Origin of the sequence: Shigella sp. FC1967 (assembly GCF_001743005.1) — a bacterium.
GTDB lineage: Bacteria > Pseudomonadota > Gammaproteobacteria > Enterobacterales > Enterobacteriaceae > Proteus.
In genome coordinates this window covers 1-16,041 of record NZ_MIIZ01000909.1, presented here as the reverse complement: position 1 = coordinate 16,041, position 16,041 = coordinate 1, and the positions used below count along the sequence as shown (strand labels likewise).

The 16,041-nt window shown below is 37.5% G+C and carries 10 protein-coding genes and 4 pseudogenes; 1 reads left to right on the top strand and 13 read right to left on the bottom strand.

All coding sequences use genetic code 11. The features are described from left to right. The 12 genes and pseudogenes from BHE89_RS15755 to galE form a co-directional block, all read right to left on the bottom strand. Positions 1 to 535: pseudogene (locus BHE89_RS15755) on the bottom strand (DUF1287 domain-containing protein); the annotation flags it as partial. A gap of 218 nt (positions 536 to 753) precedes the next feature. Further along, positions 754 to 1,921: pseudogene (locus BHE89_RS15750) on the bottom strand (MFS transporter). Positions 1,922 to 2,321: 400 nt separating this feature from the next. Beyond that, positions 2,322 to 2,810 carry an alpha/beta hydrolase gene (locus BHE89_RS26105; RefSeq protein ID WP_286146214.1) on the bottom strand — a complete coding sequence of 163 codons (489 nt, stop codon included), beginning with the start codon at positions 2,808 to 2,810 and terminating at the stop codon, positions 2,322 to 2,324. After that, positions 2,737 to 3,150 (bottom strand): hypothetical protein, encoded by a 414-nt coding sequence (locus tag BHE89_RS26100; protein WP_286146213.1) that lies wholly within the window; start codon positions 3,148 to 3,150, stop codon positions 2,737 to 2,739. The genes BHE89_RS26105 and BHE89_RS26100 overlap by 74 nt, the downstream gene beginning before the upstream one ends. Positions 3,151 to 3,294: 144 nt before the next feature. Continuing rightward, a complete protein-coding gene (locus BHE89_RS15740; protein WP_069367769.1) occupies positions 3,295 to 5,334 on the bottom strand; it encodes an IreA family TonB-dependent siderophore receptor in 2,040 nt (679 codons plus the stop codon). A 255-nt stretch (positions 5,335 to 5,589) separates the two neighbouring features. Continuing rightward, positions 5,590 to 7,224, bottom strand: coding sequence for a sodium/sugar symporter (locus BHE89_RS15735; RefSeq protein ID WP_069367768.1), 1,635 nt, complete (start codon positions 7,222 to 7,224; stop codon positions 5,590 to 5,592). A gap of 321 nt (positions 7,225 to 7,545) precedes the next feature. After that, positions 7,546 to 8,556, bottom strand: a complete 1,011-nt coding sequence (locus tag BHE89_RS15730) for a substrate-binding domain-containing protein (RefSeq protein WP_069367767.1) — start codon at positions 8,554 to 8,556, stop codon at positions 7,546 to 7,548. A 184-nt stretch (positions 8,557 to 8,740) separates the two neighbouring features. Then, the gene (locus tag BHE89_RS26095) at positions 8,741 to 8,911 is read right to left on the bottom strand and encodes a hypothetical protein (RefSeq protein ID WP_286146215.1); all 171 of its coding nucleotides are present in this window, start codon (positions 8,909 to 8,911) and stop codon (positions 8,741 to 8,743) included. After that, a complete protein-coding gene (locus tag BHE89_RS15725; protein ID WP_286146212.1) occupies positions 8,835 to 9,812 on the bottom strand; it encodes a galactose-1-epimerase in 978 nt (325 codons plus the stop codon). The genes BHE89_RS26095 and BHE89_RS15725 overlap by 77 nt, the downstream gene beginning before the upstream one ends. Continuing rightward, positions 9,812 to 10,971 (bottom strand): annotated as a pseudogene (galK, locus tag BHE89_RS15720) (galactokinase). Before galK ends, BHE89_RS15725 begins: the two are co-directional and overlap by 1 nt. 128 nt (positions 10,972 to 11,099) lie before the next feature. Continuing rightward, on the bottom strand, positions 11,100 to 12,155 hold the full coding sequence (locus BHE89_RS15715) for a UDP-glucose--hexose-1-phosphate uridylyltransferase (RefSeq protein WP_069367764.1): 1,056 nt from the start codon (positions 12,153 to 12,155) through the stop codon (positions 11,100 to 11,102). Between the two features lie 45 nt (positions 12,156 to 12,200). Then, positions 12,201 to 13,216: pseudogene (gene galE / locus BHE89_RS15710) on the bottom strand (UDP-glucose 4-epimerase GalE). A 541-nt stretch (positions 13,217 to 13,757) separates the two neighbouring features. Here galE and ghrB point away from each other — a divergent pair. Beyond that, positions 13,758 to 14,717, top strand: a complete 960-nt coding sequence (gene ghrB / locus BHE89_RS15705; RefSeq protein WP_069367762.1) for a glyoxylate/hydroxypyruvate reductase GhrB — start codon at positions 13,758 to 13,760, stop codon at positions 14,715 to 14,717. Between the two features lie 80 nt (positions 14,718 to 14,797). Here ghrB and BHE89_RS15700 read toward each other — a convergent pair whose 3' ends face one another. After that, entirely contained in the window at positions 14,798 to 15,712 is a 915-nt protein-coding gene (locus BHE89_RS15700; RefSeq protein WP_128860619.1) for a cation diffusion facilitator family transporter, read from the bottom strand. Positions 15,713 to 16,041: the final 329 nt, after the last annotated feature.

The following is a 16,041-nucleotide window of genomic DNA, read 5'->3' as shown; positions in this document are numbered from 1 at the left end:
CTCAGCAACCTGCCCAAACCCAATATTATGCATAACTAGATAACGTTGGTTATCCCAGCTTTTCTTATTTACTACAATACCAATATGAGGTCGTCCATTATCTAAACGCCAGCTAACTATATCGCCTGGGACATAATCTTCTGCATTTTTTGTAATCGGTTTTACTTTTCCTTTTCGTGTAAAAAAAGACTTCTAAATTGGGAACGCGACGGTGATCAATATTCGTATCAGGCTTATTCAATCCCCACATTCGTTTACTTGGATAAGCGGAAAAGTTTGCCTTAATATCTTCATGCAATAGTTTTTGTAAATCGATATCAATCCCACGATAACTACGAATAATCACATCACTACATACTCCTTTATAAGCAGGCACATCCCCCATTGGGTAATCTATTTTACGATAATCAGCATCGTAAAATACGGCTCTTGGTAAGTTGGCGGCATACTCCACCAGCTTTTTATTTTGTTCTGAGGTTATCGCTTGTGCACTTGAAAAAGGAATAACAAGTAAGAGTAAAACGCTTATTTTCATTATGTTCACTGTGTGTTCTCCATGAAAAAGTGTAATCCATTATTTAAGAAGGAAATAACGTTATCTGTTTATACTGATAAAGCACAGTATAAAAATATAAGGGAAGTCTTAATTCGTTTTGAGAATAGAGATAAAAAAAACCGAGCCACCTTTACGGTAAGCTCGGCTGATGAATAAGAGCAAAAGAGCAAGAAAGAGAGTCAATAAAAGAAAACAGTTTAGTTCAACACAATATGGCTTTTACGGCGTAAACTTGCAAAGAGCATGTAAATTGCCGTCACTAATAACACCACAAAGAAAAAATTCATGATGCCATTGTTAGCTTGCGCCATAAACATTCCTGCCCCTAAAGGCCCAATTGCAGAACCAATGCTATAACTTAATAGCATCACTTGTGTAATCGCGACAATGTAACTGGCATTCACATGATCACATGCCAATGTAATAGCGATAGGATAAAGTGCAAAAAGAAGACATTCCTAATAGCGCTAGTGCAATAATAAGCACTATATAATCACTAGAAAGATAAGTCAGTCCCATGGCAAAAACGCCCACTAAACACATCATCGCTAATAACAGTGTCTTGCTTATCATCACAGACAATTTACTAATAATAGGCTGAACCACCATTCCGCCTAAAATAATTGCTGCCATCAACACACCAATTTGGTCTGTTGTAAACTGTCCTTGATTTAAAGCCAACGGCATCATGCCATAAATACTGCCCATCACAATACCAGATACCATGCAGCCCACTAAAGCCGCCTTATTTAATCGGCTCATCTGCTTGAGTGACAAACCTTTATGATCATGCCCTTGTGGTTGTCCTTGTTTAAAAAACAGAGGCGGTAATACGGCGATTAATAACAAAACTAATATCGCCATAAATGGGATAGCCCCTTGCGCACCAATTGCACCAATCGCCAATTGACCTAATGTTGTACCACCATATAGCGAGGTCATATAGAAGCCTAAACGTTTAGCTCGCTCTTTAGGATTATCGCCAATTAATAGCCACGACTCGACAACAACAAATATACCTGCGACCGCCATACCACCAATAAAACGGAAAACCATCCATGCTGATAAATAAGGCATTAAAGGCAACACACCGACAGTCACCGCCAGTAATAATAAAAATACAACGAAAGAGAGGCGATGCCCTATTCTTGCAATAATAGGTTCTATCATGACTGAACCTATTAACAGTCCAATAAAATAAATACTTGCTAACCAACTGGCATAAAGTGTATCCATTCCAAAACTGCTCATAGACAGTGGAATTAAACTCATTAAATAGCCTGACGCGATAGCAAATACCGTTAACCCAGCCACAGGTACTAATGTACTGTCGCCTTTGCGTACCAAAGTAGTGTTCTGTTTCACTACCCTCGTCTCCACAATCAAAACGGTTGATGATGCGCTGTTTTCTCGATGCCTGATAGAGGCCGTTTTTTTATCTAGGAAAGATAAAAAAACAAAGGTGAAAACAGTGGATGGCGTCCCTAAGTTCAGGAGACGCGAATATAGCGTTTAAATGATAATAAATAAAATTATAAAATCTAATGCCAGAAAACAATTTTATTTATCTCAAACAGGATTATCACCTTTTTCTGCTAAAAAGAAATAGCGTTAATCTAATATTTATTTTTATTAAAAGATAAGTATTTTTTTATTAAGAACCATTACGCGGAAATACGTACTAAATAAAATAAAAATAATAAATATTCAATAGCTATCCTATTGTTACCCGCTAAGATAGCTAAAAATAAAGCGATTTTTTTGTTTATTCGGCACTTTTTTCTAAAGCAATGTTAATGGCATCAGGAATTGAGCCACCATGGCCTTTACCTTCAAACAGATAAAACTCACACTGTTTTCCTGCTTCCGATAAATAGTGACATAACTGGCGTTGCGTTAACCAACTATTGCGCTCTTGATAATTTTTCTGCTGCTCTTCATTTAATTGGCTTAAATCTGGTTTTTCTTCTTTTTCACCCAAGGTTATTGAAATCGAAACATCATCAGGAATAGCATACCATTGCGCTTTTCTCACCCACTCGCCCTTTCCCCACCATAATGATGGACTTGCTGCGATATAACGTTGAAATGTTTCTGGATGATTGAATAAAACATAAAGCGTGAATACACCACCAAAAGAGTGACCAAACAGAGATTGCTGAGTAACTGAAATTTTTTCTTTAGCAAGTTGAGCTAACGCGTAAGGTCTTACTTGAGTTAAGAAAAAATTGATAAAAATACTCTGCGTTTCCACCTTGGCTAAATGCTTCTCCTTTTACATTCGGCGTATAGTCATGCGTTCTTTCTGCAATAAAATAAGCTTTATCTCCCACATATCCCACACTGATAATTGCAGGCAGCGGTTTATTTTTCTGCTTTATGGCTTCGTTTATCATCAACGGAAATTGCGCATTTCCATCAACACCATAAATTAATGCTGTTTTAGTTGTATTTTTAGGAATAGCAAGAAAGAGGCGATATTGTTTTCCTTCATATGCCACTTCTTTATTTGTAATGTGATAATAGGCGTGAGCTTGAGACTCAATTTCAGGCACTTCTTGGTTAGGTCTAGCTTGAGCTACTGCAGATAACATAATCATTCCACATAACATTAGTATTCGCATAAATCAGATACTCTATCGGTAATTAAAAAATGAACCGTTAAGATGAAAATAATAGAGAGAGATAAAAAAATAAACCCCATATGAATTACGGGGTTTATTTTAATTTAGACTTGATTAGAAGCTATATTTAAGATTCGCCCAATAACGACGACCTTCATCAACAACCCAGTTACCGCCTTTATCATTTACAGCAGGGCCTGTTTCATCTGTAATATTCAATACGGCAAAATTAAACATCGTATTTTTATTAAAGTTGTAGGTCATCCCTAAATCAAAGGTTGTGTACCCACTACGATAACGTGCCCCAGTGTAGCCGTTACGTTGTGCCGCCCAAATTTGTTTTCCAGTATAAGCCGTATTGGCATAAAAACTGGTTGCTTCATCAAACTGCCAATCCACTCGCGCATTGGCACTGTGTTTGGGTGTCATATCAAGTGGATAACCTTTTAAAGATTCACCTGATGATAATTTCTCATCATCACTTTTACGTTCTGAATCAATATAAGTGTAGTTTGCATTCACATGCCAGTTCTCAGCAATAGGGAATCCCACAGCCGTTTCAATTCCTTTAATATTTGCCTTACCAACATTATCGTATTGATACAATTTTAAACCTGTAATTGGATCTAGTTCGCCTGTATCGTAGTTTGTTAGCTTATCTTTAAAATCGGTATTAAAGAAAGTCACACTTGCGGTAACGCCATCCCCATTATCATAACCAATACCAATTTCTTGGCTGACTGATGTTTCAGGTTTCAAATCACGATTACCGTACATAATCGCACGGCCTTTTTCAGTTGAAGTGCCATATTCAGGGCTGATTTCACGTAAACTTGGTGCTTTAAAGGCTTTCGCCACACCGCCTTTTAAAGTGAATTCATCAGTTAAATGATAAACGGCATAGGCTCTTGGACTCCAGTGATTACCGTAATATTCGTGATCATCAAGACGCACACCGCCCGTCAATGCCAAATTATCTGTAACGCTATATTCATCTTCAATAAATAATGCTTTTTGATCAGCCGTAATGGTCGATTGTTTTATATCTTTGCCTCCAAGAGAAGATTCATCTTTTAAACGTGAATATTGATATTGACCACCAAAGGTCATCACATTATCAGGCAAAAATGCGGTAAATTTCGCATCAAAAACAGTATTGGTAATTTCAGGGCGGCGATCTTCATAATATTTCTCACGCTCTTTTGTCACCTTATCAATCATTTCTGTTTTGGTGATACGTTTAGTCTGTTCTTGATAAACACTTAATTCCGAATGCAGAATATCGAACTGATTCTTATAGGTTAATGCCCAATGATTACGGTCATTATTGGTTTCCAACATTTTATTTTCATCTGCTTTTCCACCGCGGATCGTAAATTCGCTCATGGATTTACCCGGCGTCGTTGTTCTCTGTAACGTATTGCGACCCGCTTCTAATAAAATGGTTTGATTATCTGTCGGTGTGAATGCCAATTTTGCCGTAATATTTTTATTGTCATTACGACCTTGACCATAAGTGATTTTATCTTCAGCACGTAAATAACTACTGCCGTAAAGTTGTAAGCCTAATTTATCTTCAATTAAAGGCCCTGAAAGATAAAAATCACCATTAATAGAATCGCCTGCATCACGGTTATGTTGCAATGTCCCCCCAAGAGCAACAGAGCCATGCCACTCTTTTGTTATTGGTTTAGTGATAATATTGATAACACCGCCCATCGCATCTGAACCATATAGAGATGACATCGGTCCACGAATAACTTCGATACGTTCAATCGCCTCTGCAGGTGGAATAAAACCACCTTCATATCCCCCGCTCCCATTAGGACGCGACTCACGGCTATTTTGGCGACGACCATCAACAAGGATCAGTGTGTATTCGCCTGGTAAACCACGCATGGTGATTTCCTGTTTATTCGCATTACCATTAATGCTAACGCCTTCAACACCTTTTACGGCATCGGCCAAATCATGAACGGGTTTCTTTGCGAGTTGTTCTTTGCTGATCACGGTGATACTTGCTGGTGCATCTGTAATTTGTTGAGCAAACCCTGATGCTGATACAACAAGTTTTTCTTCTTTATTTTCTTGTGCATACAGCGGGTAAGACGCAGATAAAATACAGGCTGTTAAAACACCCATTTTAAAGTTCATAGCATTTCCCTGAATTAATAACAGTTATAGTAATGAGAATGATTAATATTATCTTAATCAAATATTCATGAGAATGATTTTCTTTTCATATTTAGTGTTTTTTTTTTAATCTGTATCAAAAGCAAAATGAGTGCCATTCCTATTAAGCACAGAAATCGTGAGAGCATAAAAAAAAGCAGATGGCATAACCATCTGCTTTGTCTTGTTTGTAGCGTATTTTTAGATTTAGAAAATTAACAAATTACAATGTTGTTATTACCAGAATACAGCATAAAGCACACACAAGATGATCATAATGGCGTAAGAAGCAATATTGAATCCACTTTGTGTTTTAAAGGTTTTATCTGTTAATACAATCGCCCCAGCGCTGTCATCCGTTTTAGTCGAGGTTAAACTCACTAAACCAATCACAACCGTTGTAAACATAAAGGTGTACATCATTTGATCAAGGAATGGCATACCTAATGGCATTAATTTTAAGAACAACGCAAACGGTATAGATAAAACCACACCAATGATTGCACCTTTTGCATTTGTCTTTTTCCAGAATAAACCTAAGAGGAATACCGCTAAAATTCCAGGGCTGACTAAACCTGTATATTCCTGAATATACTGGAATGCCTGATCGATACCACCTAATAATGGCGCAATAAAGCAAGCAATAATTAAAGCAACAACGGCACTGATACGTCCTACATTCACTAAACGCGTTTCAGAAGCTTTTGGTCCAATATATTCTTTATAGATATCCATCGTAAAAATAGTCGCGATAGAGTTAAGCATAGATGCCAAAGATGACACTATTGCAGCCGCAAGTGCAGCAAAAACAACACCTTTTGCCCCTACTGGTAGGAATTGAGTTAACCAAGGATAGGCTTTATCTGCTTGTGATAACGTTGGAATATGCTCTTGTGCCATGGTACCTAAACCCGCCATTAATTCAGGGTTTGTGGTAATAACAAATGCAGCAATACCCGGCACAACGACAAGAATAGGTACGATAAGTTTTAAAAATGCAGCAAATACCAGCCCTTTTTGTGCTTCATTGATAGATTTAGCGGCTAAAGCACGCTGAATAATGTATTGGTTAAAACCCCAATAATAAAGATTAGCAACCCATAAACCACCAATCAGTACTGCGATACCCGGTAAGTTCATAAATTGTGGATTATCTTTCTCTAAGATCATTTTAAAGTGATCGGGGGCGGCTTGTGTCATTTTACTCAAACCTTCCATGATCCCACCATCTCCACCGATATAGCTAACAGCTAATACAGTAGTAAACAAACCACCAAGGATAAGGAAGAATACTTGTACCACGTCTGTCCACGCAACAGCAGAGAGTCCACCATAGAGTGAATAGATAACAGCAAATAATGCTAAACCAATAATGGCATACATCATTGGCACACCAAGAATAGTTTCTAATGCCAATGAGCCTAAATAAAGTACCGATGTTAAGTTAACAAAGATAAATAATGCCAGCCAGAACACGGCAAGAATAGTTTTTAAGTTACGGCTTTTAAAACGATTCTCGACAAATTCTGGAATGGTATAAATACCTTTTTCGATAAAAACAGGTAAAAAGTATTTAGCAACAATAATTAATGTCAGCGCGGCCATCCATTCATAAGAGGCGATTGCAAGCCCAATGGAGAAACCAGAACCAGACATACCAATAAATTGTTCTGCTGAAATATTAGCGGCAATAAGCGAAGAACCAATTGCCCACCAAGGAAGGGTTTTTCCTGCTAAGAAATAGTCCTTTGTGCCTTTTTTCTCACCTTCTTTTGAACGAGAAACCCATAATCCTAGACTAATAATGATAACGACATAGAGGGCAAAAATTGCATAATCTATTGTGCTTAACCCAACACCTTCTGTATGCATAATATTTTCCTTTCAGACCCGTAGAGATAATAGGATTTTAATGTAAACGTTTTCACGATCTTTTTTCCGTTACTCTGTTCACAAATTTATCGCCTATGTTACGTAAATGGATCATAAAATAGAAAAACAAACGATTACTATGGTGAGTTAAGTAAAATACAAGCTTAAACTAGGACAATAATTTTATTTAACAAATTGCAGATATTCAAATAACCATTTAAAAAAAAGTAAAAGTGATAACGATTACACAAGTTAATTAAGTATGACCTCTTAATGTAAACCATTAAGAGGATCGACAAGATAAAAATGCAGATGAGACCATTAAGAGAGGTGACTAAGGTTAAAAACAGAATTACGTTGCACTAATGTTGGCGAAAAAATACGTTGCTTTTGTTCAAGTATTTCACCTTTAGAAAGTCTGATGGCGAGTGTTGCAGCTTGTTCTGCCATCATTTGTACAGGATAACGCACAGTGGTTAAACGAGGGTGAATATAGCGAGCGATTAATACGTCATCAAAGCCAATAACGGAAATTTTTTCAGGTACAGGAATTTCATTTTCATCAAGAACAGATAAAGCCCCTGCTGCCATAAAGTCGTTGTAAGTTACTACGGCTGTAAAATCGATTGATTTCGTTAGTAAATGCATCATTGCTTTTTCACCACCTTCACCTTCAGGCTCACCATACTCAATATAGCTTTCAGGTAATGAGATATGATTAGCTTCTAATGCCGCTTTATAACCAGCAAGACGCTGAGTTGTATCTTCAATATGATGAGTAGATGAAATATACGCGATTTTAGTATGACCTTGACGAATAAGATGCTCTGTTGCCATCCAAGCCCCTTTATAGTTATCTAAAGCGACACAACGTTCGGCAATATCAGGAATAAAACGGTTAATCAATACCATGCTTTTCACTTCATAAGCATAAGCCAGCAACTCTTCATCAGAAAGTGCCTTTGAATGGATCACTAGACCATCACAGCGACTATTAATCAATAATTCAATAGATTGTCGCTCATCTTGCGCATCATGATAACCATTACAGACCAAGATGTGTTTCCCTGATTGTCTTGCAATATTATCAACCGCTTTAACGAGTGTACCAAAAAAGGGATCAGAAACGTCATGCACTAAAACGCCCAAAGTTTGTGTACTTTGACTCACTAAAGCCCTTGCTGCCGCATTAGGTCGATAACCTAGCTTTTGCATCGCAGCATTAACGGTTTCAATAGATGATTGACTTGCTTTTGGCGAGTTATTAATGACTCTAGATACAGTCGCGACAGAAACCCCCGCTTCCTTCGCTACATCTTTGATAGTCGCCATATCCACTCCTTATGGATCACTTTTATTCATGGTGAAGAAATAACGCACCGTTAATCTACAAACAAAGAAAAAAGAGAGTAATAGAATTTAAGTGGCTTGATTATCAGCGAAGAAGTGAAATTTAAAAAGTAAAAAGATCAAATAAATAGTGAAAAGGAAAGCGTTTTACACTTTCCTTTTGTTGTTACAAGTAAAACTTATAGATTGTTTGGCTATTCCACGCTGTATTTGCAGGTAAAATACCTTGGTTTTCATGCCATTCTGGATGATTAGGACCATCAGGAAAATATTGTGTTTCTAATGCTAATCCTGAGTAATTGCCATAATGACGACTCTTTCCACGCGTTCCTACCAGAAAATTGCCGGTATAAAAACTGAACCGAAGGCATGGTTGTAAAAACATCCATTTTCAGTTCACCTTCAGGCGCAATAACAGTCGCAATAGGCATTTTATTCTCAATCACGCTCTTATCTAAAATAAAGGCATGATCGTAACCATTTGCAGCTTTTTGACACTCATCTGCCATAAAATCAACGCCAATACGTTTTAATTTACGAAAATCAAACCCTGTTCCTATTACGCTGGCAAACTCACCCGTAGGGATATTGCCTTCGCCATTTTTTAAATAATGAGTCGCACAAATTTTTAAATCATGCTCAAGTGCAGTACGCTCAGTATTTTCACCTGCAAGATTGAAATAAGCATGATTAGTTAAACTTAATGGCGTGGTTTTATCGCTCATCGCCTGATAATCGATGTATACCTCATTATTATCGGTCAGTGTATAGGTCACACTCACTTTCACAGTACCAGGAAAGCCTTGATCACCATCATTTGAAATCAATGAAAACGTGACGGATTGAGAAGATTGCGTGGTGATCACCCAGCGAAGATGGCTAAAGTTTTGTTTACCACCATGTAAGGTATTTTTACCTTCATTCGCATTAATTTTATATTCTTGCCCCTCTAATACAAACTTAGCTCCGGCGATACGATTAGCAAAACGTCCCACCGTTGCACCTAAATAGGCTGTTTGTTGTTTATGGGCATTCATATCTGCAGAGCCTAATAATACATCTCGACGATACCCATTAACCGGCACAATACAGGTTAACCAAGTCGCACCAATATCCATTAAAGAGATAGACATACCAAAACGATTTTTAAGCACCACTATTTGCGCAGGTTTTCCATCTGATGCAGGTTGTGCTGTCATTTGTTCAGGTTCAAGAAAACGAAGCTCATTAGTTGCCATTATTTTGCCTCCGAATAGCCCGCTCCTTGGCTTGCAGAGCAGACATAGATTGTTTCTTTTAATCCCGTTTTAGCTTCGTATTGCGCCTTAACAGAGTCAACGACTTTATCAACTAAATCTGGTGTCACTAATGCTACGACACAACCGCCAAATCCACCACCTGTCATTCTTACACCACCACGATCACCAATCACTGATTTCACGATTTCAACCAATGAATCAACCTCTTTGACGGTGATTTCAAAATCATCACGCATTGAGTGATGTGATTGCATCATTAACTGGCTCAATGTGGTTAAATCACCATGGCGTAAAGCTTCTGCAGCCTCTAATGTACGATTGTTTTCAGTAATAACATGGCGTGCTCGGCGATAAACCACTTCACTCATTAATGCTTTTTTAGCAACTAAATCGTCTAATGTGGCATCTCTTAATGCCGTTACATTTAAAATATGAGCAGCTTCTTCACACTGTTGGCGACGGGTATTGTACTCACTATCAACTAATCCACGTTTTTTATTAGTATTGATAATCATCACAACCATATTTTCGGGCATTGTGACTGCGACGTTTCTAATGAACGACAATCGATTAATAGTGCATGATTTTCTTCACCACAAGCCGAAATAAGCTGATCCATGATGCCACAGTTACAACCAACAAATTGGTTTTCTGCTTTTTGACCGTTTAATGCAATCTCTTTTTGACTAATAGGTAATTGATAAAGTGTCTTAACTGTTTGACCAATAGCAACTTCTAACGCAGCAGAAGAGCTTAACCCCGCACCTTGGGGGACATTTCCAGATATCGCGATATCCATACCATGAAAGGCATAGTTATCTTTCTGTAGAAAGTGAATAACACCACGAACGTAGTTTGCCCACATTTTATTAGGTAAAAACTCAATAGTATTATCGAGACTAAATTCATCAACTTCATTTTGGTAATCAACCGCAATAACACGAATAGTATTATCTTCTCGTTTTGCTGCGGCAACGACCATTTGATAATTAATAGCACAAGGTAAAACAAACCCATCATTATAATCAGTGTGTTCACCAATAAGATTTACCCTACCAGGCGCTTGAATAAAATGTGTAGGTGCGTAACCAAAAATAGATGAAAATGAACGAGTCACATTATGAATAAGTGCCTGCATAATAAATCCTTAGATTAAAATTAAGTAATAAAAATCCCATCACATCATTATGTCAATAATGAGATGTTTGATTTAATTTGTGCTCAAAAAAGCAGATTAATTAAAAAACCTTGCCATATTGCAGGTTATTAATGCTGCTCTTTATAATGAATGTCACTTAATTGACGTAAATTATTCGCAGCTTGTTCTGGCGTTAAGTCTCTTTGCGATTCTGCCAGCATTTCATATCCCACCATAAATTTACGCACTGTGGCTGAACGTAATAATGGCGGATAGTAAAGCGCATGTAATTGCCAATGATCGGTATTTCTATCATCTTTAAAAGAAGGTGCAAAATGCCATCCCATTGAATAAGGGAAAGAACAGTGGAATAAATTGTCATAACGACTTGTTAACTTTTTCATTGCAATAGCAAGATCATCTCGTTGGGCACTATTTAATTCACTCATTCTTCGAATATGCGCTTTAGGTAATAACATCGTTTCATATGGCCAAGAAGCCCAATAAGGAACTACCGCCAGCCAATGCTCTGTTTCAACTACGGTACGACTTGCATCTTTACATTCGGCATCAATATAATCGATTAATAGATTACGCCCGTATTGTTCAAAATAAGCTTTTAATTGCGTATCTTTTCGCGCTAATTCATTAGGCAAGAAATCACTCGCCCAAATTTGCCCATGAGGATGAGGTTGAGAGCATCCCATCGTTTCGCCTTTATTCTCGAAGACTTGAACCCAAAGATATTCTTTGCTGAGTTCTTCTATTTGGTTATCCCAAGTATCAACAATTTTACGTAAGCTGCTGACAGATAATTCAGGGATCGTTTTTCCATGATCGGGTGAGAAACAGACGACTCGACTAATGCCTCTAACAGCTTGAGTTTGAAATAAAGGATTTGATGAAGGCTCAACATGATATTCGTCTTGTAATAATGCAGAGTGATCATTATTAAAGACATACGTTCCGGTGTAATCTGGATTTTTATCGCCAGAAACACGGGTGTTATTTGGACACAAATAACAGTGAGGATCATAAGAGGGAAGGGTCGCAATCTGAGGCTTTTCATCTTTGCCATTCCAAGGTCGTTTCGCTCTATGTGGTGAAACTAAAATCCACTGACCAGTTAGCGGATTATAACGACGATGCGGATGTTCAACAGGATCAAAAATCAGTTTCGACATAACCTTCTCTCTTAGTTATTCAAGATTATCTAAATACTTTAAATTTTATTTCAGATAACCATTTGGGTTCTGTAATTGCCAACGCCAAGCATCCGCAGCCATATCATCAATTGAACGGATCGCTTTCCAGTGTAAATCTTTCTCTGCTTTTGCAGGACTTGACCAACATTCAGCAATATCACCTGGGCGCGAGCTTGTAATTGATAAGGGATTGGTTTACCACTCGCTTTACGAAATGCTTCAATCATTTCAATCACGCTAGTGCCGTTACCTGTTCCCAAATTATAAATATGTAAGCCCGCTTTTTTACCTAATGCATTTAATGCTGCAATATGACCATCAGCCAGATCCATCACATGGATATAATCACGAACACCGGTTCCGTCTTTGGTTGGATAATCATCACCAAAAACAGCCACTTGTTCACGACGACCAATTGCTACTTGAGAAATATAAGGAGTTAAATTATTGGGGATCCCTTTAGGATCTTCCCCCATCGTACCCGATGGATGCGCCCCCACTGGGTTAAAATAACGCAGCAAGCTAATCGACCAACTTTCATCAGCAACAAATAGGTCAGATAAAATACGCTCAACCATATATTTACTGGTGCCGTAAGGGTTAGTTGTCCCTCCTACTGGTGAATCTTCAGTAATAGGAACCACTTGAGGATCACCATAAACAGTTGCAGATGAGCTAAAAATAATACTTTTTACGCCTGCATCACGCATACAACGCACTAGCACCAATGTGCCATTAACATTGTTGTCATAATATTCAATGGGCTTCTGAACAGATTCCCCAACCGCTTTCAATCCTGCAAAATGAATAACAGACTGAATAGAATGCTTAGCAAAAATAGATGCTAATTGCTTGTCATCTCGAATATCACCGTTATAAAACAGAGGGCGTTTACCTGTTAGAGCTTCAACACGATTAAGCACTTCTTCATTCGCATTGCTAAGGTTATCTAAAATAATCGGTGTCATACCAGCTTCAATCATTTGTACGCAAGTATGACTACCGATATATCCCATACCACCTGTTACTAATATTTCCACATTCACCTCTTTTGATTCAATTCAAAGGAAAAGCGCAAGACGGTTTCTGTTCACTGACACAGAGTTTAGCAAGATCCACAAAATTATTTCGTGATCAACTCGACATTTAGTGTAAACGTTTACACGCTTTTCGCATAGACTCAAATTTTATAAAAAAACTGTATTTAGAATTGCATTACAGCAAGTTAAATATAATACGTAATACATTCCTTCTCTTTATCACTAAAAATAATATCCATTAAAAGTAAACGATTACATTCAAATCAATCAGTTAATTACATGATAAAACTGACATTCAATACGTTTTATCATACCTTATTAACTTCCCCGCTAATATGTTTAAGCGGTGTAAAAACACTCTCAATAAATACTTGCCATTTAATAAGTACTTTATTGTATAAATACTCTAAATAATTCACACCACAGCTAGATAGCAAGTGAATGAGTCGCTAGGCGCATACATTAGTATATGATTAGTGTGAATAAACACAGCCAACAATGCTGTGGTTTGAAGTATAACGAGTATTGAATGGAGAACATAATGAAACCGATTGTCTTACTCTACCAAGATCTCCCCGAAAAATTGTACAAAAAACTATCTGATTTCGCTGATATCAAACAGTTTAAAACACTCTCTTTAGACTCTAATGAGTTTCGTTCAGCACTTGCCAATGCCTCTGGATTACTTGGCGCGGGTGGTAATATTGATGAAAATTTTATTCGCCAAGCACCTCATTTAAAAGCCGTTTCAACGGTTTCTGTTGGCTATGATAATGTTGACGTTGATGCACTCACCAAACGTAATATTAAACTCATGCATACTCCAACTGTATTAACAGATACCGTCGCAGATACCATGATGGGATTAGTACTTGCCGTAGCAAGACGCATTCCTGAACTTGCTGATAATGTTAAACAAAACTTATGGGTTAAAAGTATCACTTCTGAGTGGTATGGTACTGATGTTCATCATAAAACCATGGGTATTATTGGTATGGGTAGAATAGGCAAAGCTTTAGCACAGCGTGCGCATTTTGGTTTTGATATGAATATTCTTTATCACTCACGTACAGAATATCCAGAAGTGAACGATAAATTTTCTGCAAAATATTGCGCTTTAGAAGCCTTATTACAACAATCTGATTTCGTATGTATCACGTTGCCATTAACATCAGAAACCCATCATTTAATAGGGCAAAAACAATTTGCAATAATGAAACCTGATGCTTATTTGATTAATGCTGGGCGCGGAGCTGTGGTGGACGAATTGGCACTCATTCGTGCATTAGAACAAAAAGAGATCGCGGGTGCTGGACTGGATGTTTTTGAAAAAGAGCCTCTATCTTCATCTTCGCCGTTATTAACGATGAAGAATGTCGTTGCTGTTCCACACATCGGCTCTGCAACAAAAGAGACTCGCTATGCAATGGCTGAATGTGCGGTAGATAATCTGATTGCCGCGCTGAGTAATCACGTAAAAGAAAACTGTGTCAATTTCTAAAGTGATAAATAGCGTTTTTGAGGTACAAAAAAGGTAATGAAAAGCTATCATTACCTTTTTTAATCGATGCTCAAATGAATTTAAGCGGGATCAACGTGAGCCATCACACTTAAGATCTGTTTATTTTGCAAAACCTTATTACGTGCATTAACAACAATTGCGTGGCTTTCATTGACGGTGAGATCACCTTTAATTTCAAGGTGTACATCTACAAGTAAATAATCCCCCGAACGACGTGTTTTTAAATCATGAACCCCTTGCACGCCCGGTGTTGAAACCAACATCTGTTTGATCTCTTCTAACGTTTCTTCATCTGCCCCTCTGTCCATTAAATCTTGTAGAGCTTGATAAGTGAAACGCCATCCCATACGACCGACAAAGAGTCCGACAATTAATGCAGCTAATGGGTCAAAAAATTTAAATCCAGCCAAACTTCCAATAATACCTATCGCAACAACTAATGAAGAAGCAGCGTCAGATCGTGCATGCCAAGCATTTGCGACTAACATATTTGAGTCCACTTTTTTTGCAACAGCGAGCATATAGCGGAATAATCCTTCCTTAGCCGCTAATGCAAGTAAAGCCACATATAAAGCAACACTGTGAACTTCAGGAATAGTCGATGGATCTATAATTTTATGAATGGCAGAAAACACCATACCTAAACCAACAATTAATAAAATTGTCCCAAGAATAAGTGATGCTGCATTTTCATAACGAAAATGCCCATAAGGATGATCAGCATCTGGTTGTTTCTGACTGCCTTTATTGGCAATTAAAACAACAAAGTCAGCAATAAGATCAGAAAGTGAGTGAATACCATCAGCAATTAAGCCTTGAGAATGTGAGAAAAAGCCCAACTGTAATTTGCAAATGGATAAAATGATATTGACAAAAACACTCACTAACGTACTTTTTTTAGCAGCCTTAAATTTTTCAGACTGCTTATTATCAGCCTGCTCCAACTCAATATCATCAATGTGATTATGTGTCATAATAATAATCTTATTTGGTTTTAAATAGCCTACTCTATTGCTATATATAAATAGAGTTCCATAGGTTATTTCAGGTTCCATAACTCATTGGTGAGGATAAAGGACGACTCTGAATAACAATCCAGTTTTAGGGACTAAGATTGCTGTCCAGACATCATATTGAGATGTCAGCCTGCTCCAACTCAATATCATCAATGTGATTATGTGTCATAATAATAATCTTATTTGGTTTTTAAATAGCCTACTCTATTGCTATATATAAATAGAGTTCCATAGGTTATTTCAGGTTCCATAACTCATTGGTGAGGATAAAGGACGACTCTGAATAA